The sequence below is a fragment of the Microbacterium sp. genome, from assembly GCF_047606385.1.
GTDB lineage: Bacteria > Actinomycetota > Actinomycetes > Actinomycetales > Microbacteriaceae > Microbacterium.
Genome location: NZ_JASGEL010000030.1, coordinates 79,005 through 100,405, shown reverse-complemented (window position 1 = coordinate 100,405; position 21,401 = coordinate 79,005). Strand labels below are relative to the sequence as shown.

Here is a 21,401-nt window from a genome sequence, read left to right as displayed (position 1 = left end):
GTGAACATACCCGGGTCCCCTTCCATTCCGGAGTGTCCCCGCATGTCCGTGCTCAACCTGCTGCTGGTCGCGGTCGGCGTCTCCGCGGATGCGTTCGCGGTCGCCCTGACGCAGGGGGTGCGCGCCCGGGCCCGCCTGCGGCGCACAGCGCTGGCCGTCGCGGCCGTGTTCGGCGTGTTCCAGGCGCTGATGCCGCTCATCGGCTGGGCCGTCGGGGCGCAGCTGAGCGGATTCATCGCGCCGTTCGACCACTGGCTCGCGTTCGGGCTGCTCGCGCTCATCGGGGGCAGGATGCTGTGGGAGGCGGTCCGGCACCAGCACGAGCCCGTCCGACGCGGCCGGGTGCGTCTGCGCGAGCTGCTCGCGCTCGGGGTGGCCACCAGCATCGACGCGCTCGCGGTCGGCCTCAGCTTCGCGTTCCTGCACGTCGCGATCGTGCCCGCCGTGCTGGTCATCGGCGTGACCACGGCGGTCGTCTCCTACGGCGGCGTGCTCCTGGGGCGCCGCGCCGGCGAGCGCTTCCAGACCCCGGCCGAGATCGTCGGCGGTCTCGTGCTCATCGGGATCGGCGTGAAGATCCTGCTCGAGCACCTGCTCGCGTGACGCGCGCTCCCCGGTGGGGGCGAGTCATCGTGCGGGGCCGCGGGGATCGCCCGGTAGGAGGAGCCCGGGCACGATGACTCGCCTCCGCCGGGGCGGGGAGCCGAGGAGGCGGCCGCTGCGCACCCGCCTCCGTGGGCAGGTGGGGGTCAGGCCCCGTAGACCTTCGCGAGCGCCTCGTCGACGACCGTGTTGAACCGTTCCGGGTTCTCCCAGTAGTCGGAGTGCGGGGCGCCCTCGACCAGGCGGACATCGGCCGTCGGCACCAGCTCACGCAGCTTCGCGTACGCGGGCCGGTATGCCATGACGTCCGCTCCGCCCTCGATCACGGTGAGCTGCACGCCGGCGGCGATCGCCTCGCGCACCTTCTGCAGCGGCACGGTCCCCGCCAGCGTCGCCTTCAGACGGTTCGGCCGCCCCGGACCGGTCTCGTTGAAGCTGCCCAGCTGGAAGAACAGGGCGACGCGCGCCGGCTCGTCCTCCTGGAACTCCTTGGTCAGCAGGAAGTCCGCGACGCTCAGGTGGGCGACCGAGGCCCGGCCGACCTTGGCGAGCTCGGCCATCTCCTCGCCGAACGGGCCCAGCGTGCTCGCCATGACGAGGCCGGCGACCCTGTCCGGGTTGTCGACGGTGTAGACGAGCGAGCCGTAGCCGCCCAGCGACTGGCTGACGATGAAGACCTTCTCGTCGATGCCCAGGTCCTCGACGACCGCCTCGATCGCGGGGACGTGGATGGACATGTCGTACTTCCCGTTCCTGACCGTGGACAGGCCGAAACCGGGAAGGTCGATCAGGACGACCTTGTAGTTCTTCTCGAAGTGCGGCAGCTGCTGATACCACGCCGCATGGTTGCCGCCGCCACCGTGGAGGAACACGAGAGGGGTACCCTCGCCGTGCACCTCGTAGTAGACGTCGAAGTCGTCCTCGGAGACCGTGGGCATCGATCACCACTCGCGATCGCCGTGCCACACGATCTCGACGTGGTGGCCGTCAGGGTCGCGGATGGTGGTGGTCGCCGAGTTGTTCTGCGGACGACGGTAGGGCTCGTCGAAGGGCACGCCCAGCTCGGTGAGCTTGACGAGGAACTCGTCGAAGTCCTCCACCTCGATGGCGAAGTGGTAGTGCTGCTTGGGGTCGACGTGGTCGACCGGCGAGAAGTGCAGGTCGAAGTCGCCGCGCTCGCCGTGGGTCATGAGCAGCGCCATGCGCGTGGGCTCGTTGGCACCGCCGGAGCGACGCGACGGCACGAAGCGCTCCATGCCGAGGACGTCGTGGTACCACTCGTACGTCTTCTCGGGGTCGGTGATGGGGAAGTTGACGTGGTGGATGCTGTGCGCATCCCGCTTGTTGCCAGCAACCATTCTGCGTGCCTTTCGGTTCGGGTGGATCACTCTAATGATGTATCGCGATCTATCACTTGCGATGCTAGAGCCGCGCCCTGAGCATGTCAAGGCGGACGGGTCAGAGCCCGCGGCGCTGGGTGACGGGCCCCTGCCCGCCGAATCCGTCGACGGCGTCGACGTCGACGATCGCGGCGACGCCCTTCCCGAGGGAGGTGCGCTCCTTCTCGGGCTCGGGGATCGAGTTCCAGATCTGCTCGTTGAGCTCGGGCGCCAGGCGAGCGCGTCCCGTGAGCGCCACGCGACGCGACGACCTGCCGTCCGGGCCCTGCTGCGGGTCGTAGTAGAGGACGTTCACCCGCGGGTTCTTCTGGATGTCCGCCGCGAAGCCGGTGTCCTCCTTGCGAACCCAGAGCGAGAGCTGGTCCGGCGAGTAGACCTGGACGCTGCCACGGAAGGTGACGGCCGGATCGCCGTTCACGTCGACGACCGCGATGACGACGGGGCGCTCGCGCGCCATGGCGCTGTCGAGCGCCTCGGCCAGCGGGCGCAGGTCGATGGCGGTGGGTTCGGCGGGCATGAGCGGTTCTCCTCCGGGTCGCTGTCGAGTACCGAGGATAATGACATATCTCGATAGTCGGTCATCGGCAACTGCAAACTTGGCGTGCAGGATCCGCAGGATCCCTCCAGGTGCACATCGGCGACGGCGGAGCCGGGCATCAGGGGGCCGTCGCCGCGCAGCACGACCTGGATGTCGAGCGCGCTCGCCGCATCCGCGCGGCGGGATCACACGATATATCGGTAAAGGAGACCGTGTCCACCGGCGCGCGGAGGCGTCGATCAGTCGGAGCGGCCGCCCAGCATCCCGTAGATCGCCTGGCGGGTCGAGCGGAGCAGGCCGATCGCGAGGTCGATCTGCTCGTTCGTGCCCGCCGACGAGATCTGGCGGACCGCCGAGTGCACCTGCTGCATCTCGGCACGCAGATCGAGGTGCGGCGAGTCGATGTGGAAGCTCTCGACCACGGCCTCGACACCGCGTTCGTCGGCATAGGCGCGGCCCTCGTCGGTCAGCGCGAAGCGGCGACGGCCTCTCGCGGCGCTGCTGCGGACGTAGCCCTTCTCCTCGAACATCTGCAGCAGCGGATAGACCGAGCCGGGGCTCGGCCGCCATGTGCCGCCGCTGGACTGCTCGAGCCGGTCCATGAGCTCGTACCCGTGCGCCGGGCCGTCCAGGAGGGCGGCCAGCACCAGATCGGGGACCATTCCCCGCCGCACGGCCCGCCCGCCGGGGACCGCGCCTCCTCGTTCCCTTGCCATCTGTCTCCGATCCCCGATGATGCTACCGGCTGCATGGCGACGGGATGCCGGGGGATCCGACACCGAGTGCCATCAGCGGGCTGCCTTCACCTTACGATCCAGGTGGTCCCACGTCCGGAGGAGGTAGGCATCGGACTGCGTGTGCGCGTAACGGTCGCCCGGGTGACGGAGCTCGGGCGCCACCCCGCCGGCCGCCGCGGCGAGCAGCTGCAGCTCGGCCGCCCGCTCCAGCAGCACCGTCGCCGCGACCGCCGTCTCGACCGAGGAGCCGACCGCCACCAGACCATGGCCGACGAGGAACAGGGCTCGCGCCGATCCCAGCGTCTGCGCGAGCGCCTCGCCGAGCTCCCGGGTGCGGATGAGCCCGATCGGCTGCTCGAATCGCGGAACTCCGCCGGAGAACGGCCCGGCGCCGTTGGAGAACGCGATGAGGTCCTGGCCCGTCGCGGCGAGGGCGATCGAGAACGGCGCGTGGCAATGGACGACGCTGCCGACGTCGGGACGCGCACGCAGCACCTCGGTGTGGATCGGGTACTCGAACGGCACCGACCCCTCGCCGGCGAGTCTGTCGCCGTCGAGGTCGATGAGCACCACATCCGCCGCGCCCACCTCGTCGAATCCGCGGGGACCGGCCTTCATCCACAGCCCGCGCGCCGCCGGGTCCCGGAGGGAGACGTGTCCCCACACCGGGTCGCCGTAGTCGCCCGCGCCCAGCACGCGGCATCCTGCGACGACCTTCTCCACCGCGACGTCCTCGTCGTGCTCAGCCACGTGTCCCACTTCCTGTTCGAATCCATGGCGGACGGATCCGCCCGCGTTCGCCCGGTCTGTTCAGGCGACATTAGTGATACATCACGATATGCATCATATGATTGCCGAACACCATCCGCCGTCGCCTCGACTCGGGGCATCCGCAGGTGGTGGAGTAGTCCTCACGCCGAACGAAGACGTCCTGGCCTTCTGGTCACAGCAGACCCGGACATCCACGTGACGCACCTTGCACCGCCCGAGACCGTCATCACGTGATAGGAGCATGTGACGGCGAACGAGGGCATCCACGACGGAGGCGGCAGCGAGGAAAGACGACGCAGTCCCCCGCCGCACGTCACACACCCGAAAGGCAAGAAATGCTCCGAACGAAGCTCCTCCTGAGCGCAGCGGCGGCGGCCGTCGCCGCGCTGGCGCTGACCGGCTGCTCCGGCAGCGATGCCGACGATTCCGGCAGCACCGACTCCGAGCCCGTCTCCGGCGGTTCGCTGACCGTGCTCCAGCAGGCGTCGCCGACCAATCTGACGCCGGCGTCGCTTCAGAACTCGCTGCAGCAGACCGCGTTCCTCGGCAACTCGCTGTACGGCAACCTGGTGTACGAGGACACCAGCTCCGGCGACATCGAGTACTCGATGGCGACCGACTTCTCCTCGACCGACGGCGGCACGACCTTCACCCTGACGCTGCAGGACGGCCTCGAATACTCCGACGGCACCCCGCTGACCGCCAGCGACGTCGCTGACAACTGGGACGCGATCAAGGCCGATACGACCTCCAGCTCGCAGACCATCGCGGCCTACATCGCCTCGACCACGGTGGTCGACGACACGCACCTGCAGGTCGTGCTGACCGCGGCGACCCCCGACTTCGCCGGACAGATCGCGGTGTCCGGCCTGAACTGGATCGCGAAGCCCGCCGCGCTCGAGGCCGGCGAGGAGGCGTTCGACGCCGACCCGATCGGCGCCGGTCCCTTCACCCTCGACAGCTGGACCAGCGGCGGCACGATCGACCTGGTCCGCAACGACAACTACTGGAACGCGCCGAAGCCGTACCTCGACGAGCTGCACATCACCCCGGTCACCGACGTCACGCAGCGCGTGAACACGCTGGCCACGGACGGTGCGCAACTGTCGATGGAGACCGACTGGGCCGCCGTCAGCAAGGCGGAGAGCGCCGACCTGACGGTCACGCAGCTGCCGACCTCCGGGGGGCGCTTCCTGACGTTCAACACGCGCACCGCACCGTTCGACGACGTCACCGTGCGCCAGGCCGTCACCGAGGCGATCGACTTCGAAGCGCTCAACGAGGCCGTCTACTCCGGCGGCGCCACCCTGGTCGACAAGCTGTTCGCCGAGGAGAGCCCGCTCTACAACGACGTCACCCTGCAGACCTACGACCACGACGCCGCACAGGAGGTCTTCGACGAGCTGGCCGATGCCGGCACGCCGTTGTCGTTCTCGTTCACCACGCTGAGCGACGCCGACAAGATCGTCGCCGAGGCGGTGCAGGCGCAGCTGAGCACCTATGACAACGTGACCGTCACGCTCGACGCCAAGACGTCGGCCGACTCGGGCGCGGTCTACGGGCAGAAGGCGTTCCAGGTGCTGCTGGGCATCTCGTCGTTCATCACCCCCGGTTCGAGCCTGTCGCTGAACTTCTCCAGCACGTCATCGCGCAACGCGTCGGGCATCGACGACCCCGAGCTCGACGCCGCGCTGACCGCCGCTCAGACGGCCACCACGACCGAGGCCCAGCAGGAGGCCTACACCACGGTCGCCGAGCGCCTGGCCGCGGTCACCCCCGTCGCCTGGTTCGCTCGGGTGCTCTCCGGCACCGTCTCGACCAGCACGGCACAGGGCATCGTGCTCGACGGCGGCACCGGCTCGCCGCTGCCCGAGGACCTGTGGACCAACGCAGGGTCTTGACGCGCTGACGCCGTGAGCCGCAGGCGCCCCGGCGTGTCCCGCGCAACGGGGCGCCTGCAGTTCGCACCATGCCGCGGAGAGCTCGATCCGGTGGCGCACGCCCACCGAGGAAGGAAGAAAGTGCTGAGATCAGCGGGTACGCGGCTCGCCCTGTTCGTGATCGCGAAGCTCAGCCGCGCCGTCGCGGTGGTGCTGCTCGCGACGATCGCGATCGCGGTGCTCATGTCGTTCTCGTCGGGCTCCGTCGCCGACGCCATGCTGGGCGCGGACGCCACCCCGGAGAAGGTCGCCGAGCTCAACCACGAGCTCGGCACCGACCGCCCCCTCTGGGAGCAGTACGTCTCCTGGCTGCTGGGCGCCCTCCGGGGCGATCTCGGCAGCTCCCTGGTGAGCCAGCACTCCGTGCTCGACGAGATCCTCTCCCGCATCCCCGTCACGGCCGAGCTCGCGATCCTCGCCGTGCTCATGGCTCTCGTGTTCGCCGTCATCGGCGCACTGATCAGCGCGACCTGGCCGGGCAGCTGGATCGACCGCATCCTGTCGGGGTGGGCGTCGATCACCATCTCGATCCCTGCGTTCATCGCCGGGCCCGTGCTCATCTTCGTCTTCGCGGTCGAGCTGGGCTGGTTCCCCGCCCTCGGCTGGAGACCGCTGACGGCGGGCCTCGACGTCAACCTGCGCTCGGCGTTCCTGCCGGCGCTGTCGATCTCCCTGATGGAGTTCGCGAACTTCTACCGCCTGCTGCGCAGCGACCTGGTCACCACCCTCGGCGAGGACTTCATCGGCGCCGCCCGCGCCCGCGGCCTCAGCGGCGGGTACGTCATGCTGCGCCACGCCCTGCGCCCGTCCTCGTTCTCGTTGATCACCGTCATCGGCATCAGCCTGGGCGGTCTGATGGCCGGAACCGTCGTCGTCGAGGTCCTGTTCGTCGTGCCCGGGATCGGTCAGCTCCTCGTGACCGCCGTGAGCGGCCGCGACGTGATCATGGTGCAGGGGATCGTGGCGTTCACCGCCATCGTCTACGTCGTCATGAACATGGTCGTCGACGTCGGCTACACCTTGCTCGACCCTCGAGTCCGAAGGGCGGTGCGCTGATGAGCTCCACGACCACGAGCCCCGTGCCCTCTCCCCCGCCGACCATCCCGCTGCGCACCCTCGATCCTCTCGACCGGGTCCCGCGAGTGCCGAAGGCGCCGCGCAGACGCCCCCTCTGGATGTGGCTCGGCGTCGGCTGGATCGTCCTGGTGGTCCTGCTGGCGGTCTTCGCCAAGCTGCTGCCCCTGCCCGACCCGGGGCTGCAGGTCGTCTCCAGCCCGCTGATGCGCGGGCCCGGCTTCGACTCGATGGCGATGTGGCTCGGCACGAACAACCTCGGCCAGTCGATGATGTCGCGCATCGTCTACGGCGCTCAGGTGTCGCTGGTCGTGAGCGTGGCCGCCTGCGCGGTCGCGGTCGTCGTCGGCACTCTGGTCGGCATGACGGCCGGATACTTCGGCGGCTGGGTCGACTCCGTCGTCGGGCTGCTCACGGACACGATGTTCGCCTTCCCGGGCATGATCCTGCTGCTGACCCTGGCCACCGTGTTCAACCCGAGCGCGGGCACGCTGATCGCCGGCATGGGGATCATGGGCATCCCGCCGTTCCTGCGCCTCGCACGCGCCCATACGTTGACGTGGTCGCAGCGCGAGTTCGTGCGCGCAGCGAAGGTGCTCAATGCCAGCACGGGCCGCATCCTGATGAAGGAGGTGCTGCCGAACGTGCTGCCGGCGCTGGGGGCGTTCGTCCCGATCGTGATGTCGCACATCATCGTGGCCGAGGGCGCGATCAGCTTCCTCGGCTACGGCGTGCAGCCCCCGACGCCATCCTGGGGCGGCATGATCTCCGCCGGCACGCAGTACCTCGAAGACGCTCCGCAGCTCGTGCTGATCCCCGCCGCCGTGATCTTCCTCACCGTGCTCTCCTTCAACCAGCTGGGCGATCATCTGCAGACCCGGAACGGAGGCGGCCGCCGATGAGCGACACCACGAACCCCTCGCCGCTGCTGCAGGTCGCCGGCCTGCGCGCCTATCTCGGGTCTCCGCGCGGCGTCGTGAAAGCCGTCGACGACGTCTCCTTCGCCATCGCCCGGGGCGAGGGCATGGGACTGGTGGGCGAGTCCGGCTCCGGGAAGTCCGTGATGGCGAAGGCGATCATGGGCCTGCTGCCCTGGCGATCCGACCGTACCGGCTCGGTGCTGTTCAAGGGCCGGGAGCTGCTGACGACGTCGAGGAAGGAGATGCGTGAGATCTGGGGCACGCAGATCTCCCTCGTGTTCCAGGACCCGCGTCGCGCCCTCAACCCGGTCGTGAAGGTGGAGCGTCAGCTCACCGAAGGCCTGCGCAAGCGTCTCGGTCTGGGCAGATCCGAGGCACGCGATCGCGCCCTGCAGCTGCTCGCCGAGGTCGGCGTCTCGGACCCGGAGCAACGGCTGGGCAACTACCCGCATGAGCTGTCGGGCGGCATGGCGCAGCGGGTGATGATCGCGATCGCGCTGTCGTGCGAGCCGGAGCTGCTGATCGCCGACGAGCCGACCACGGCGCTGGACGTCACGATCCAGCGTCAGATCCTCGACCTGCTGCGCGAGGTCCAGCGCAACCGCGGGATGTCGATGATCCTCATCAGCCATGACCTGTCGCTGGTGGCCGGTCGCACCGACCGGGTCTCGGTCATGTATGCCGGGCGGATGGCCGAGAACGGGCCCACCCGCGAGGTGTTCGCGCAGCCCCGCCATCGGTACAGCGAGGCGCTGCTGGCGACCACGCCCACCCTGGAGCACGAGCGCCACACCCCGTTCGAGCTCATCCCGGGCTGGCTCCCCGACCCGGTCGAGCCGCCGCCGGGATGCCGCTTCGCCGCCCGCTGCAGCTACGCGACCGCCGACTGCACCATGCCCGGCCCGGCCACGACCGAGATCGGCGCGGGCCACTACGTGGTCTGCAACCACCCCGCCGGGGCGCCGGCGCAGAAGAAGGACGGTGAGCTCATTGGCCGGTAGTGGGACCGCGCATCTGCGCGGCGACGACGCCCTGCTGAGCGTGAAGGACATCGTCGTGGAGTACCGCGCCGTCGGCGGCGCGACGCTCCAGGCGGTGTCGAGGATCAGCTTCGACGTGATGCCCGGCGAGACCATCGGCATCGTCGGCGAATCCGGCTGCGGCAAGTCGACCACGGGTCGCGCCGTGCTGCGCATCGAGGAGATCGTCTCCGGTGAGATCACCTTCGACGGACGCCGCATCGACAAGGCCACCAACGCCCAGATGCGCACGCACCGCCAGCAGATGCAGATGATCTTCCAGGACCCGGTGGGCTCGCTCAACCCGCGCCGAGCCGTGCGGGACGTGGTGGCGGAGGGGCTGGAGATCAGCGGGGTGTCCAAGGCGCACCGCCGCAAGGTCGCCGAGGACATGCTCGAGCGCGTCGGGCTGCCGGCCGACCGGTTCGGGTCGGTCACCCCGACCCAGCTCTCGGGCGGCCAGGCGCAGCGCGTCGCGATCGCGCGGGCGATCGCCCTCCGGCCGCAGCTGATCATCTGCGACGAGCCCGTCTCCGCCCTCGACGTGTCCGTGCAGGCGCAGGTGCTCAACATCCTCGAAGAGCTCAAGCAGGACTTCGAGCTGACGATCGTGTTCATCGCCCACGACCTCGCGGTGGTCCGCTCGGTCAGCGATCGGATCATGGTCATGTACCTCGGGAAGGTCTGCGAGGTGGGAGACGCCGTCGAGGTCTACGACAAGCCGGCGCACCCCTATACGCGGGCGCTGCTGGACTCGGTGCCGATGCCCGACCCGGACGAGCCGTTCGGCGGCCCGGCCCTGCACGGCGACATCCCCTCTCCGTTGAACCCGCCCAGCGGCTGCCGGTTCCGAACCCGCTGCCCTGTCGCGAGGGACGTCTGCGCCGAGATCGAGCCGCTCATGCAGGAGGTACGGCCCGGCCAGTTCGCCGCCTGCCACTTCCCTCTCGCCGAGGCCGGCTGACCGATCCGCTCGTGCCGCCGGGCGGGCGGGACAGGCTCAGAGCAGCGCGGCCACCTTCTCCGCGGTCTCCTTCGCCGAGCCGGGATTCTGCCCCGTGACGAGGTTGCCGTCCGCCACCGCGTAGGAGACGAAGGGGATCTTGGCCTTCTCGTAGAGCGCGCCGCGCTTCTTCATCTCCGCTTCGGCGTTGTAGGGCACGAGCTTGTCCACTCTGGCGAGCACCTCCTCCTGCCAGGCGAAGCCGGTGACCTTGCGGCCGGCGACGAGCAGCGATCCGTCCGACAGCCTGGTGTCGAGCAGGCCGCAGTATCCGTGGCAGACCGAGGAGACGACTCCGCCGCGTTCCCAGATCTCGCGGGTGATCCGCTGCAGGCCCTCGCTGTCGGGGAAGTCGTACATGACGGCATGACCGCCGGTGAAGTAGATGGCGTCGAAGTCGGCCGAGTCGATCTGATCCGGGCTGGCGGTGGTCTCCAGCAGCGCCATCCGGGCCGGGTCGGCATGCCACGCCTTGGCGGTCTTGTCGTAGTTCGGGAACTTCAGCGACCGCGGCTCCAGCGGCGAGAAGCCGCCTCGCGGACTGACGATGGTCTGCTCGAAGCCGCGTCCCTCGAAGACCTCCCACGCGTGGGTGAGCTCCGACAGCCAGAGCCCGGTGGGATGGGACGGATCGTCGTATTGGCCGACGTTCGTGACGACGTCGAGGATGCGTCTGGTCATGACTGTCTCCTATCGCGTACCGGTGGCGGCGAGGGTAGCAGGCGGCGTCGACATCTCGTTCCACCGGCTGCGCGGCTACGCGGGACGGAATGGCTCCGTTGTGAACATCAGACCTCGGGGCGCGGGCAAGGGTCTTCGACGTCGGTCAGGATGTGGGCGGCGTCCAGGGTGATGCCGCCGGGCGAGTTGGCGGCGTCGGCGAACGCGTGGAGGAGAGACGGATCGAGCTCGGGAGTCTGCGGATCGTCGAACGTGAACCTGAGCGCGATCGCGCTGTGAAGCCAGATGGTCGACCGGCCCGTGCCGTCCGGATGCCGCCAGGAGATGGTGAACGCCTCGTGTCTGCGAAGCTTCGTCGCGATCACGACCTTCAGATGCGCGAGGACCCAGTCGTCCACGTGGAGGCGTCCTGCGTCTCCGCCATAGTGCAGCGTGCCCATGCGGCACCGCCATCCCGAGGAATATCGCCCTCGCATCGGCCCCGAACCCCGTGCGATCGCACATGGATGCTCTGAGGCTACACCGGCAGAAGAGCTGCGTCTCGGGCGGTGGCGGAGCCGCCTGACTCGCGTGCGGTGTCATCGCTTGTCAGACGCAGGCCGAGGGTGCTCAGGAGCAGGGAGAGCACATGGTCGTCGCGACGCGGAAATCGAATGGAAGGTGGCGACCAGCGCGCGTGCCGTCGGCGAGCGCTCAGGGCTCGAGCGGCCTGTCCGCCGCGTCGCCTGCCGCTGCGGCGGCGAGCCCGGCGTCGTCGAACACGCAGTTCTCGAACCGGGAGCTCGGTCTCGATCCGGTAGAGACCCTTGACGATGCGGGACTGCTCGAGGATCCGCGCCTCGAGCGCCGAGAGCCGCTCGGCGGTCCACCGACGCCGCAGTGCCGCGACCCCCGGATGCCTCCACATCTGCACGCCGTCGTTCAGCGTGAGGTTCACTGGGGTGCTCCTTCCGCGGGCCAGGGTCACCGGCCGATGCGGACGAGGGACTTGATCGCGCGGCGTTCATCCATCGCCTGATAGGCGTCCAGCACATGGTCGAGGTCGGTTTCGTAGTCGAACACGAGGCCGGGGTTGATCGCGCCCGACAGCACGTCGGGCAGCAGCTCAGGGATGTAGCGGCGGGCGGGGGCGACGCCGCCGGAGAATCCGGTGTTGCGGAAGATCATGGTGTTCACCGGCAGGACGACGTCGTGCGGGACGCCGACGGCGCCGATGGTGGAGCCGACAGCGGCGATCCCGTAGGCGGTGTCCATCGACTGACCGGTGCCGACGCATTCCATCACGGCATCCGAGCCCCATCCGTCGGTGAGGTCGAGGACGTGCGCGATCGCGTCGTCCCCGCGCTCGGCCACGATGTCGGTCGCGCCGAACGCGCGGGCGACCTCCTGCCGGACAGGGTTGCGGGACAGGGCGATGATCCGCTCCGCGCCGAGCCGGTGCGCGGCGAGCACCGCGGACAGGCCCACCGCGCCGTCACCGACGACGGCGACGGTCTGACCTGGCTTGACGCGGGCGGACACGGCGGCGTGATTGCCCGTGCAGGCGACGTCCGACAGGGCCAGCAGCGACTTCATGGTGGCGTCGTCGTAGTCCCCGGCGGGCACCTTGACGAGGGTGGCGTCCGCGTAGGGGACGTGCACCTTCTCACCCTGGCCGCCGTCGTTGCCGTTGTTGCCGAACGAGCCGGCGTGGATGCAGTTCGACGGCCACCCGGTCCTACACGGCCGGCACTCGCCGCAGCACCATAGGAACGGGGCGATCACCAGGTCACCCTCGGCCAGGCCGGTCACGTCGCTGCCGATCTGCTCGACGATGCCGATGAACTCGTGCCCGATCGGGCCGAGTGCGTGCGGGGACACGCCTCGGTAGTACCAGAGGTCCGATCCGCACACGCAGCCCAGCAGCACCCGCACCACGGCGTCGGTGGGCAGCTCGATCGCAGGATCCGGGCGCTCGCCCACGGTGATGTCGTACGCGCCGCCGTACAGGGTTGCCCGCATCTCAGGCCTCCGTCTCGGTCTGCTCGCCGAGGATGCCGGCGAGCACGGTCGTGGCGGTCACGCCGGCGGGCCAGCCGGCGTAGAACGTCAGGTGCGTGATCGCCTCGACCAGCTCCGGGTTGGTCGCGCGGATCAGCTCAGGGGCGACCCGCGGTGCGTTCGTCGTCATGGTCTCTTCCTTCGGTCGTGAATCGGGTTTCGGGCATGCTCCCGCCCGCCCCAGCCGTGTGGGGCATGCGCGTACGGGTTCACCGGGGCGGCGCGTGCTCCGAGTCTTCGTCTGCCATGTCCGCCTGCGCGGTGGCGGCGAGGCTGCCGAGCAGTCTGAGGCGTTCCTCGGTCGGGCTGCCGGGCTCGCCGGTGTAGCCGAACATGAACCAGTCCGGGTTCGCAGGGAGGTCCATCGCCTCGTAGACGAGCTCGAGGTCTCCGACGGCGGGGTGGTGGATGCGTTTGATCCCGGCGCGGTGGTGGCGGACGTTGTGCGCGCCCCACCGGATGCGGAATGCGTCGCTGCGGGTGACGAGCTCTCCGATGAGGTCGGTGAGCTGCTTGTCGCGCGGGTTCTGCCCGGCGTAGGTGCGCATGGTCGCGACGATGTCGTCCGCGCCCTGCTCCCAGTCGGGGAAGAAGCTGCGTGCGGCGGGGCTGAGGAACATGAAGCGGGCCGTGTTCCCGTGACCGTCGGCATCGTCGAGGAGCGGCTGGTACAGCGCCGTGCCGAGCACGTTCGCGGTGATGAGGTTCATGCGGCGGTCGCGCACCCACACCGGCGCGCCGGTCACGGCATCCACGAACCGCTGGAAACTCGGTCGCACCACCGGGTCGGGCCGCGGCCTGCGGGCGCGCAGCGGATGAGGATCGGCGGCGCGGGCGAGGTCGTGCAGGTGATCGGTCTCCGCGTCGTCCAGGAGCAGCGCCGTGGCGAGAGCATCGAGGATCTCTGGCGCGACGCCGCGCAGGTCGCCGCGCTCCATCTTGGCGTAGTAGTCGACGCTGATGTTCGCCAGCGTCGCGACCTCCTCGCGGCGCAGTCCCGGGACCCGTCGCCGGCCGCCGCCGATGACACCCGCCCGCTCGGGCGTCACCCTGTCGCGGCGGGAGCGGAGGAACTCCCCGACGTCGTTTCGCTGGTCCATGCCTTCAACGCTAAGCCCGGAGTCGAAGCGCTGGGGTGTACGGCTGGTACACGGATACGGCGTCACTTCCTCGCGGAGAGAGAACGACGTGACATGGAGGCATGGCTTCTCCCCTGCCCGTTCCCGTCCCCACCGCTCGTGGGCCGCGCACCGGCATGATCCTCGCGATCGTGCTCGTGAGCTACGTCATGATCGTGCTCGACAACTCGATCATCTTCACCGGCCTCCCGCAGATCCAGGCCGAGATGAACCTCACGGCGGGCGGACTCGCCTGGGCCCAGAACGCGTACACGCTCGTCTTCGGCGGACTCCTGCTCCTCGGCGCCCGCATGGGAGACATCCTCGGCCGCCGCCGTGTGTTCATTGTCGGCCTCGCCCTCTTCGGGCTCGCCTCGCTCCTCGTCGGCACCGCGCAGAACGAAGCCTGGATCATCGCGGCCCGCGCGTTCCAGGGCATCGGCGCTGCCATCGTCGCACCGTCCTCCCTCGCCCTGATCACGGCACTGTTCCCGGTCGGACCCAAGCGCACTCGCGCCACCGCCACATACGGCACGACCGCGGGGCTGGGCGCGAGTCTGGGCCTCGTCGTCGGCGGGGCACTCGCGTCCTGGGTCTCGTGGCGGGTCGGGTTCTTCATCAACGTTCCCGTCGCGGCCGTCATGATCATCCTCGCCCTGCGATACCTACCCGCGTTCGAGCGGGTGAGCGGCCGATTCGACGTGCTCGGGGCGATCGCCTCGACCCTCGGCATGGGGGCGTTCGTCTACGGCATCATCAACGTCGGCGAACAGGGCTGGGCCGACCCGCTGACCCTCTGGTCGATCGTCATCGGCCTCGCCGTCCTGGCCGTGTTCGTGCTCAACGAGTGGAAGGCGCGTCAGCCGATCATGCCGCTGCGGCTCTTCGCCAGCCGGGAACGCGCCGGTGCCGCGATCGCCCGACTGCTGTTCGCCGGCACGATGATCGCGTTCTTCTTCTTCACGACGCAGTTCTTCCAGGGCGTCTACGGCTGGAGCCCGCTGCAGGCCGGACTCGGCTTCCTCCCGATGACCGTCGTCCAATTCGCCTCCTCCCTCCTCGTCCCGCGCCTGACCCGACGCCTCGGCGGCGCACCCCTCCTCGTCGTGGGCCTGGTGTCGGTGCTGGCCGGCATGGCATGGATCACCCGGCTCACCGCCGATACCCCGTTCCTGATCGGCGCCGCGGGGCCTCTCGTCCTGCTCGGCCTCGGTCAGGGCCTCACCTTCGGCCCCCTCACCTCCGCCGGCGTGGCCGGAGCCCGACCCGAGGATGCCGGCGCGGCATCCGGCCTGGTCAACACCGCCCACCAGCTCGGCAGCACCCTCGGCGTCGCCATCCTCACCGCGGCCGCAGCGGGCGTCGCCACCCTGGAACAGCGCGTCGTCGACGCCTACCTCGGCGGCACCGTCATGCTCGGCCTCGCCGTCGCCGCCTCCCTGGCCTTGATCATCCCGGCTGAGCTCCGGCACCGGACGCGAACGGACAGCGCATGACCGAACCGACAGCAGACCCCACGCCCACGACGACGCTCGTGTTCTTCTCCGAGCGGCTCGCGGGGGTGATCGAATGAGTGTCCAGCAGCGCAAGACGAAGGCGGGCAAGACCCGGTACCTGGCTCGCGTGAAGGTCGGAGAGGTGCACTTCGGTTCCAAGACGTTCAGCCGGAAGAGCGATGCGGAGGCATGGGAACGGGAACAGCGACACCGGCTCGAGACCGGACGGCCGCTGCCATCGAAGCGCAAGTACACCTTGGGCGAGCTCGTCGAGATGTTCAAGGAAGCCAGGAAGAACGGCAATCCGCACACCGTCGACACGGACGACAACAACCTCGCGGCGCTGCCTAAGACGCTGATGGCACGGCCGGTATCCTCGATCCAGGCGGGTGATGTCCGTGAGCATCTGCTCGCCGAGCTGCGGGCAGGCAAGGCGCCCTCGACCGTCGCCCGCGCGAAGACGACGCTCAGCGCGCTGTTCACCTACGCCGACGAACAAGGCCTCCTGACACAACCTCATCCCGTTCGGAACATGAAGAAGATCTCAGAGCTCGGAACGGTCGGCTCCCGATCGATCAGCCTCAGCGAGATCCCGACGCCGGAGCGAGTGACCAAGGAGCTGCGCAATCTGCGGGAGCGGCGGTCCGATGTCGCCGAGGTGTTCGAGTTCATGTCCCTGACGGGCCTGCGGTGGGGAGAGGTGCGCGCGATGCGCGCGTGGTGGCTGAGCGAGAGCGGCCTACCCCAGCTCGACGTCGAGCGGTCGCACTCGGATCGGTACGAGGAGAAGGGTCCGAAGTCGTGGCGCGGCACGAGGTCCGTGCCGCTGTCACCCCGTGCGCTCGAGATCTTCCGCACGCACGCCGCAGACAAGTCGCCCGACGACTACCTGTTCACGAACCAACACGGCGGGCAGCTGTCCGTCGGAGTCGTCCGGAAGTTCCCACTCGGGTTTCGGCGGCACGCGCTTCGACACTACGCGGCGTCCACCTGGCTGCGCCTCGGGACTCCCGTGCACGAGGTCGCGGAGTACCTCGGCGATGATCCGCGCACCGTCCTGAGCGTCTACGCCCATGTTCTCGGCGAAGGGCAACGGCGTGACTTCGCCAACCGCCTGGCGGCCGCAGAGAAGGTCTCTCGAAAGTCCGGCAACTCCACGGCAACTTCGCGGCGAAACTCGGCCCAGAAACGAAAGCTGCCCGATCGAGGCGATTCTGGAATCGGCCTCTGACCGGGCATTTCTGGCGGAGACGGAGGGATTTGAACCCTCGGTCCCCGTGAGGGGACTCCACCTTAGCAGGGTGGTGCACTAGGCCTGACTATGCGACGTCTCCAGGTGCGCGCCGCGGGCACGCACCTGCCCATCATAAGGGGTGCGCGCGCGGCATCCGAACCGTCAGCCGTTCCCGACCGAGCAGGTCTGCTCCGCCGCCGTCTGGCCGGAGATCGAGGACGGCAGCTCGACGGCATCCGACGAGGAGGTCGTCGTCGTGTCCGATGGCGTCGCGGTCTCGGTCGAGGTCGTCGCCGTGTCGTCCGTCGGCGTCTCGACCGTGCCTGTGGACACGGTTCCGCCGTTCGCGCTGGTGTCGCCGGTGAGGATCAGCTGCTGGTTCGCGTCGACCGCTTCCAGCAGGACGCTCGCCGCCGACGTGTTCGGCACCACGCGGTTCGAGTCCTCGGGGTCGGCTGTGGTCGGATACTGCACGAAGACGATGTCGTCGTACGACACGCCCTTCAGCGTCAACGCGAGCTGGACGAGCGTGAGCGGATTGGACAGGCTGGTGCTCAGCGTCACGTTCTCGACGATCGTCGTGGCCAACGAGTACAGCGTGGCGACGTTGGAGAGGGTGCCCTCGCTCACGATCTTGCGCACGAGGCTGGACATGTACTGCTGCTGGTTCGAGATGCGCGCGAGGTCCGAGCCGTCGCCGACACCGTGCCGGGTGCGCAGGAACTCCAGTGCTTCCACACCCTGCAGCGTGTACGTGCCCGGGTCGAGGCTCAGACCGGTGTTGCTCTCGTCGTAGATCCCGTTCTCGACACAGACCTCGACGCCGCCGATGGCGTTCGTGATCTCGATGACACCGCCCCACGTGAGCTTGGCGGCGTAGTCGATGTTCTCCCCGGTCAGCTGCGAGACGGTCTTGGCCACGCAGCTGAGTCCGCCGTACGAGTATGCGGTGTTGAGCATCTGCTTGCTCATCGCCGACGACGTCGATCCGCTCTCGCTCGTGCATGACGGGATCGCGATCATGAGGTCTCGCGGCAACGAGATCGCCGTGACGCGTCGCGGGTTGTCGGAGACGTGGATCAGGATGTTGACGTCGTTGAGCTCTTCGGACGCTTCGGACCCGCTGCACCGGCCCGGGAAGTACTGTGCGTAGGCCTCCTCGCAGGCGTCGGTGCCCACGAGCAGGATGTTGAACGACCCCTCGATCGCACCGACACCGGGCGGCGCGGCGGTCTGGCCTTCGAGCTCGACCGCATTGCTCGACAGCGTCGACAGCAGGCTCCAGGTGTTGTAGCCGACGACCCCCATGCCGGCCACGACGACCACCGCGACGGCGACGGCGACGATCTTCAGGATCTGGGAGACCGGATGCGGCGAACGCAGCTGGCCGTGACGCGCCACCGTCTGGCGGCGCCCGCTTCGGGTCGACGGGCTCACTCGGGTCCTTCGGTCATGCTCAGAATCGGGCAGCGGCGGGAGCCGCGCAGGCCGAACCTATCGGGTTCGGCTGAGAAAAGTCCGGATCGCCACGGAGTATTCAGTGATGGGGTGCTCCCCACACCGAGCGGAGCAGAGCAGCGCGAACGGTTCACGGAGCAGAGTCGTCAGCGCTCAGGAGGACGGTGCGCGATCGCCCGTTCCTTGCGCGCACGGTACTCGGGGCGAGCGGAAGCCACGCAATGGCTTTCGAACCCCTCGTGGGAGACGAAGCGGTTGTTGGCCTGGGTCGCGGAGCGGGTCAGCGACGATAGGCGTCACGACGGTGAGTGATCGAGACGATGTCGATGATCAGTCGCTCGTCCACGATCCGATACAGCACGCGATATTCGCCTCGGCGAGCGGAGTAGAGCGGCGCGAGGGGCTCACGGAGCGGATTCCCGACTCGCCGCGGGTTGTCGCGTAGCGCTCCGACGATGAATTCGAAAGCCGCTGCCGCCACTTTCTCGGGCAGGTCATACTCAAGGGCACGACGCGCGCTTCGTGTGAAGACGATCTCGTAGCCGGCGCTCATGCAGTGAGGCGTCCTCGCGCGATCATCGCCGCGCGTACCTCGTCCGCCGAGAAGACGTCACCGGCCTCCAGCTCGGCGAGTCCGCGCTTGATCGCCTCGATGTCGTCGAGACGACTCAAGACGTCGACCGTCTCCAGCAACGAGTCGTAGTCGTCAACGCTCAGCAGAACGACTGCGCGGTCGCCGTTCCTCGTCACTTCGAATCGCTCATGGGTCGACACCGCCGACTCGACCAGCTTCGAGAGGTTCGCGCGTGCATCCGCGAGCGAGAGCGTCGTCATGTACAGAATTATAGCGCAGGACTCCCCCGACGTCAGCGGAGGGTGTGGGATTCGAACCCACGGGACATTGCTGCCCACCGGTTTTCAAGACCGGGTCCATCGGCCGCTCGGACAACCCTCCCGAGGGATGCCGCGGCATCCATCGCCCGCTGAGTCTAGACGAACGCTGCCGCCGGCGAGACCGCATCCACGCGCCGAGAGGGTGGTGTCCACCCACGGTCTCGGCGCCGGGATGCGGTCTCGCGGAGTAGGAGCAAGGAGTGGGAGTAAGGGGCACGCGAGCGGGCGCGGGACGTCGGCCGGACCGGCGCGGGACGAGGCGCTACAGCCGCCGCAGCACGTCGGCGACGCCGCCGTCGCCGACGGTGCCGGTGACCTCGCCGGCGGCATCCCGCACCTCGAGCGGGCCCTGCCCCATCGCCACCGCGCGCCCGCCGTGCTCGCGCGCCCAGGCGAACATGCCGACGTCGTTGCGGCCGTCCCCCATCACGAGCACGTGCGCGGGATCGACATCGAGCCACCCGCGCACGAGCTCGAGCGCGGAGCTCTTGTCGACGCCCTTCGGCGCGATGTCGAGCCACGCGGTCCAGCCGACCGCGTAGGAGACCTGGTTCAGCCCGATGCGCGCGACGAGCTCGAGGAAGTCCTGCTCGTCGTGCTCGGGCGCCACGACCACGACACGGGTCACCGGCTCGCGCGCGAGGTCTTCGAACGGCACGCGCTTGGCGTGCACGAGATTCCAGTCGTCGAGGTATTCGGTGTACTCGCGCCTGCCGTCGGGCAGCTCGACGAGGTACCGCGCGTCCGGCAGGTGCGCGCGCAGCTCGGCGAGCACGGCGCTCGGGTCGAACGTCTCCACGTGGCACCGCTCGTAGTGCGCCTCCGACCCCTCGACGCGCTTCATCACCACGGCGCCGTTCGAGCAGACCGCGTACTCCGGCCGGATCTGCAGCACGCGCTGGATGCCGCGGGTCGACTCCCAGTTGCGGCCGGTGGCCAGCATCACCTCGTGGCCGGCGCGGTGCGCGTGCGCCACCGCATCCACGATGCCGGGGCTCAGCGACTCGTCCTCCCGCAGCACGGTGCCGTCGATGTCGAGCACGATCAGCAGTCGCTGCGAGACCGGGGTGGGATGCTCGGCATCCGCCGCGAGCTCCTCGACCAGGTACGCAGCCTGCTCCGGGGTCGTGACCTCGATCTCACCGGTCTCGGGCAGCCGCGCCTCGGTCACGCGAGCGGCTCCAGCACGTCGAGGCCGCCGAGATACGGCCGCAACGCCTCGGGCACCGTGACCGAGCCGTCCGCGCGCTGGTGCGTCTCCAGGATGGCGACGATCCAGCGGGTAGTGCCCAGCGTGCCGTTCAGCGTCGCGACCGGCGTGGTCTTTCCGGCGCCTGGACGGTAGCGGATGTCGAGGCGCCGCGCCTGGTAGGTCGTGCAGTTCGAGGTGCTCGTGAGCTCGCGGTACGCGTTCTGGGTGGGCACCCAGGCCTCGATGTCGAACTTGCGGGCGGCGGAGGAGCCGAGGTCGCCCGCGGCGACGTCGATCACCCGGTACGACAGGCCCAGCGACTGCAGCATCCCCTCCTGCATCGCGACGAGCCTCTCGTGCTCGGCCTCGGCGTCCGCCGGGTCCGCGTAGACGAACATCTCGAGCTTGTTGAACTGGTGCACGCGGATGATGCCGCGGGTGTCCTTGCCGTACGAGCCCGCCTCGCTGCGGTAGCAGGTCGACCAGCCCGCGTAGCGCTTCGGCCCGCGCGTCAGATCGAGGATCTCGCCCATGTGATACCCGGCCAGCGGCACCTCGCTGGTGCCGACCAGGTACAGGTCCTGCTCGTCGAGGTGATAGACCTCGGCCGAGTGCTTGCCGAGGAACCCGGTGCCGCGCATCACCTCGGGCCGCACGAGCGTCGGCGGGATCATCGGCGTGAACCCGGCGGCGAGCGCACGGTCCAGCGCGAGCGTCATGAGCGCGAGCTCGAGCCGCGCCCCGATGCCGGTGAGGAAGTAGAACCGGCTGCCGGAAACCTTCGTGCCGCGCTCCATGTCGATCGCGCCGAGCAGCTCGCCGATCTCGAGGTGGTCGCGCGGCGCGAAGTCGAACGCCGGGATCTCGCCGTGGGTGCGCAGGGTGACGAAGTCGTCCTCGCCGCCGGCGGGCACCCCGTCGATCACGATGTTCTCGAGCTTCTCCAGCGCGGCGGTCGCGGCGTCCTCGGCGACGGTCACCGCCTGCTGCGCGGCCTTGACCCGCTCGCTGAGCGTCTTGGCCTCGGCCACGAGCGCGGCCTTCTGCTCTTTCGGCGCCGCGGCGACGGTCTTGCCGTGCGCGTTCTGCGCGGCACGCAGCTCCTCGAAGGCGGTGATCGCGGCGCGACGGTCGCGGTCGGCGGCGAGGGCCTCGTCGACGGTGTCCGGCGACTCGCCGCGCGCCACCTGCGAACGCTTCACGAGCTCGGGGTCATCACGCAGCAGAGTCGGGTCGATCACGCCCCAATCCTATGCGAGCGCATCCGGACGGCCGCGGGGATA

The 21,401-nt window shown here is 69.1% G+C and carries 24 protein-coding genes and 2 tRNA genes; 8 read left to right on the top strand and 18 right to left on the bottom strand.

The genetic code is table 11. From position 1 onward, the window contains the following. Positions 1 to 42 precede the first annotated feature (42 nt). Positions 43 to 603, top strand: coding sequence for a manganese efflux pump MntP family protein (locus QM626_RS03485; RefSeq protein ID WP_415074011.1), 561 nt, complete (start codon positions 43 to 45; stop codon positions 601 to 603). 146 nt (positions 604 to 749) lie between these two features. On the opposite strand, the gene QM626_RS03480 is transcribed toward QM626_RS03485, so the two are convergent. The 5 genes from QM626_RS03480 to QM626_RS03460 all read right to left on the bottom strand — a co-directional run bounded on the left by QM626_RS03480 (position 750) and on the right by QM626_RS03460 (position 4,028). Beyond that, entirely contained in the window at positions 750 to 1,541 is a 792-nt protein-coding gene (locus tag QM626_RS03480) for an alpha/beta fold hydrolase (protein ID WP_415074009.1), read from the bottom strand. Positions 1,542 to 1,544: 3 nt separating this feature from the next. Continuing rightward, positions 1,545 to 1,961 (bottom strand): VOC family protein, encoded by a 417-nt coding sequence (locus tag QM626_RS03475; protein ID WP_415074007.1) that lies wholly within the window; start codon positions 1,959 to 1,961, stop codon positions 1,545 to 1,547. Between the two features lie 100 nt (positions 1,962 to 2,061). Continuing rightward, positions 2,062 to 2,520 (bottom strand): pyridoxamine 5'-phosphate oxidase family protein, encoded by a 459-nt coding sequence (locus QM626_RS03470; protein WP_415074005.1) that lies wholly within the window; start codon positions 2,518 to 2,520, stop codon positions 2,062 to 2,064. Between the two features lie 260 nt (positions 2,521 to 2,780). Then, a complete protein-coding gene (locus tag QM626_RS03465; protein ID WP_415074003.1) occupies positions 2,781 to 3,203 on the bottom strand; it encodes a PadR family transcriptional regulator in 423 nt (140 codons plus the stop codon). A gap of 126 nt (positions 3,204 to 3,329) precedes the next feature. Further along, positions 3,330 to 4,028, bottom strand: coding sequence for a class II aldolase/adducin family protein (locus tag QM626_RS03460; RefSeq protein WP_415074001.1), 699 nt, complete (start codon positions 4,026 to 4,028; stop codon positions 3,330 to 3,332). Positions 4,029 to 4,384: 356 nt separating this feature from the next. Between QM626_RS03460 and QM626_RS03455 the strand changes: the two genes are divergently transcribed. From QM626_RS03455 to QM626_RS03435, 5 genes are all read left to right on the top strand, one after another. After that, on the top strand, positions 4,385 to 5,950 hold the full coding sequence (locus tag QM626_RS03455; protein WP_415073999.1) for an ABC transporter substrate-binding protein: 1,566 nt from the start codon (positions 4,385 to 4,387) through the stop codon (positions 5,948 to 5,950). 120 nt (positions 5,951 to 6,070) lie between these two features. Next, positions 6,071 to 7,045, top strand: a complete 975-nt coding sequence (locus tag QM626_RS03450; protein WP_415073997.1) for an ABC transporter permease — start codon at positions 6,071 to 6,073, stop codon at positions 7,043 to 7,045. Continuing rightward, positions 7,045 to 7,965: an ABC transporter permease gene (locus QM626_RS03445; protein WP_415073995.1), complete on the top strand. Its 921-nt coding sequence runs from the start codon at positions 7,045 to 7,047 to the stop codon at positions 7,963 to 7,965. The genes QM626_RS03450 and QM626_RS03445 overlap by 1 nt, the downstream gene beginning before the upstream one ends. Continuing rightward, a complete protein-coding gene (locus tag QM626_RS03440) occupies positions 7,962 to 8,984 on the top strand; it encodes an ABC transporter ATP-binding protein (RefSeq protein WP_415073993.1) in 1,023 nt (340 codons plus the stop codon). The genes QM626_RS03445 and QM626_RS03440 overlap by 4 nt, the downstream gene beginning before the upstream one ends. Then, positions 8,965 to 9,966, top strand: coding sequence for an ABC transporter ATP-binding protein (locus tag QM626_RS03435; protein WP_415073991.1), 1,002 nt, complete (start codon positions 8,965 to 8,967; stop codon positions 9,964 to 9,966). Before QM626_RS03440 ends, QM626_RS03435 begins: the two co-directional genes overlap by 20 nt. Before the next feature lie 36 nt (positions 9,967 to 10,002). Here the strand turns inward: QM626_RS03435 and QM626_RS03430 are convergent, their stop codons facing one another. From QM626_RS03430 to QM626_RS03405, 6 genes are all read right to left on the bottom strand, one after another. Beyond that, positions 10,003 to 10,686 (bottom strand): type 1 glutamine amidotransferase domain-containing protein, encoded by a 684-nt coding sequence (locus tag QM626_RS03430; RefSeq protein ID WP_415073989.1) that lies wholly within the window; start codon positions 10,684 to 10,686, stop codon positions 10,003 to 10,005. A gap of 107 nt (positions 10,687 to 10,793) precedes the next feature. After that, positions 10,794 to 11,084 carry a hypothetical protein gene (locus tag QM626_RS03425; RefSeq protein WP_415073987.1) on the bottom strand — a complete coding sequence of 97 codons (291 nt, stop codon included), beginning with the start codon at positions 11,082 to 11,084 and terminating at the stop codon, positions 10,794 to 10,796. A 119-nt stretch (positions 11,085 to 11,203) separates the two neighbouring features. After that, the gene (locus tag QM626_RS03420) at positions 11,204 to 11,623 is read right to left on the bottom strand and encodes a hypothetical protein (protein WP_415073985.1); all 420 of its coding nucleotides are present in this window, start codon (positions 11,621 to 11,623) and stop codon (positions 11,204 to 11,206) included. Positions 11,624 to 11,649: 26 nt separating this feature from the next. Then, positions 11,650 to 12,687: a zinc-binding dehydrogenase gene (locus QM626_RS03415; RefSeq protein ID WP_415073983.1), complete on the bottom strand. Its 1,038-nt coding sequence runs from the start codon at positions 12,685 to 12,687 to the stop codon at positions 11,650 to 11,652. Position 12,688: 1 nt separating this feature from the next. Then, complete coding sequence (locus QM626_RS03410) at positions 12,689 to 12,856, bottom strand: hypothetical protein (RefSeq protein ID WP_415073981.1); 168 nt, start codon at positions 12,854 to 12,856, stop codon at positions 12,689 to 12,691. 79 nt (positions 12,857 to 12,935) lie between these two features. Next, complete coding sequence (locus QM626_RS03405) at positions 12,936 to 13,826, bottom strand: helix-turn-helix domain-containing protein (RefSeq protein WP_415073979.1); 891 nt, start codon at positions 13,824 to 13,826, stop codon at positions 12,936 to 12,938. A gap of 101 nt (positions 13,827 to 13,927) precedes the next feature. On the opposite strand from QM626_RS03405, the gene QM626_RS03400 reads away from it, so the two are divergent. Together QM626_RS03400 and QM626_RS03395 are read left to right on the top strand one after the other, a co-directional pair. Beyond that, positions 13,928 to 15,340, top strand: a complete 1,413-nt coding sequence (locus tag QM626_RS03400; RefSeq protein WP_415073977.1) for an MFS transporter — start codon at positions 13,928 to 13,930, stop codon at positions 15,338 to 15,340. A 256-nt stretch (positions 15,341 to 15,596) separates the two neighbouring features. Continuing rightward, positions 15,597 to 16,571: a tyrosine-type recombinase/integrase gene (locus QM626_RS03395; protein ID WP_415073975.1), complete on the top strand. Its 975-nt coding sequence runs from the start codon at positions 15,597 to 15,599 to the stop codon at positions 16,569 to 16,571. A gap of 11 nt (positions 16,572 to 16,582) precedes the next feature. Here QM626_RS03395 and QM626_RS03390 read toward each other — a convergent pair. The 7 genes from QM626_RS03390 to serS all read right to left on the bottom strand — a co-directional run bounded on the left by QM626_RS03390 (position 16,583) and on the right by serS (position 21,359). Further along, positions 16,583 to 16,674, bottom strand: a tRNA-Ser gene (locus QM626_RS03390). A gap of 62 nt (positions 16,675 to 16,736) precedes the next feature. Continuing rightward, positions 16,737 to 18,011: an LCP family protein gene (locus QM626_RS03385; protein WP_415073973.1), complete on the bottom strand. Its 1,275-nt coding sequence runs from the start codon at positions 18,009 to 18,011 to the stop codon at positions 16,737 to 16,739. A gap of 301 nt (positions 18,012 to 18,312) precedes the next feature. Next, entirely contained in the window at positions 18,313 to 18,585 is a 273-nt protein-coding gene (locus tag QM626_RS03380; protein WP_415073971.1) for a type II toxin-antitoxin system RelE family toxin, read from the bottom strand. Continuing rightward, positions 18,582 to 18,866 (bottom strand): type II toxin-antitoxin system Phd/YefM family antitoxin, encoded by a 285-nt coding sequence (locus QM626_RS03375; protein ID WP_415073969.1) that lies wholly within the window; start codon positions 18,864 to 18,866, stop codon positions 18,582 to 18,584. The genes QM626_RS03380 and QM626_RS03375 overlap by 4 nt, the downstream gene beginning before the upstream one ends. Before the next feature lie 36 nt (positions 18,867 to 18,902). Next, positions 18,903 to 18,987: transfer RNA gene (locus QM626_RS03370), tRNA-Ser, on the bottom strand. A 201-nt stretch (positions 18,988 to 19,188) separates the two neighbouring features. Next, positions 19,189 to 20,097, bottom strand: coding sequence for an HAD family hydrolase (locus tag QM626_RS03365; protein WP_415073967.1), 909 nt, complete (start codon positions 20,095 to 20,097; stop codon positions 19,189 to 19,191). Beyond that, on the bottom strand, positions 20,094 to 21,359 hold the full coding sequence (gene serS / locus QM626_RS03360; protein ID WP_415073965.1) for a serine--tRNA ligase: 1,266 nt from the start codon (positions 21,357 to 21,359) through the stop codon (positions 20,094 to 20,096). The genes QM626_RS03365 and serS overlap by 4 nt, the downstream gene beginning before the upstream one ends. Positions 21,360 to 21,401 lie beyond the last annotated feature (42 nt).